Genomic DNA, 268 nt, shown 5'->3' with positions numbered 1-268 from the left:
TGGTGCCGGTCTCGGCCCAGCCGATATATCCTTCGGCATTGCAGGTCTGCAAACCCAGCTCGGCCGCAATTTCCAGCGCTTTGTCCAGTGCGGCCTTGGGGCCTGCGCCAAAGGGGGCACCGGGTTCCGGTGTTCCTTCTACGCTGGGCACCGCCACCAGACGGGTAATGTCGCGCAAAATATTTTCACGGTTCTGTTCAGCAAAGGCGTCGATGGACGCCCAACGCGGATCGTTCATGGAAGTACCTCCCAGGATGAATTATCAATC

1 pseudogene is annotated in these 268 nt (G+C 58.6%); it reads right to left on the bottom strand.

Annotation, left to right across the window (positions count from 1 at the left end):
* Positions 1-238: pseudogene (locus tag H6B10_RS16220) on the bottom strand (Sapep family Mn(2+)-dependent dipeptidase); the annotation flags it as partial.
* Between the last annotated feature and the right edge of the window lie 30 nt (positions 239-268).

Origin of the sequence: Gemmiger formicilis (assembly GCF_016901605.1) — a bacterium.
GTDB lineage: Bacteria > Bacillota > Clostridia > Oscillospirales > Ruminococcaceae > Gemmiger > Gemmiger formicilis_B.
The sequence above is the reverse complement of the archived record's forward strand: the minus strand, read 5'-3'. Positions and strand labels throughout refer to the sequence as shown.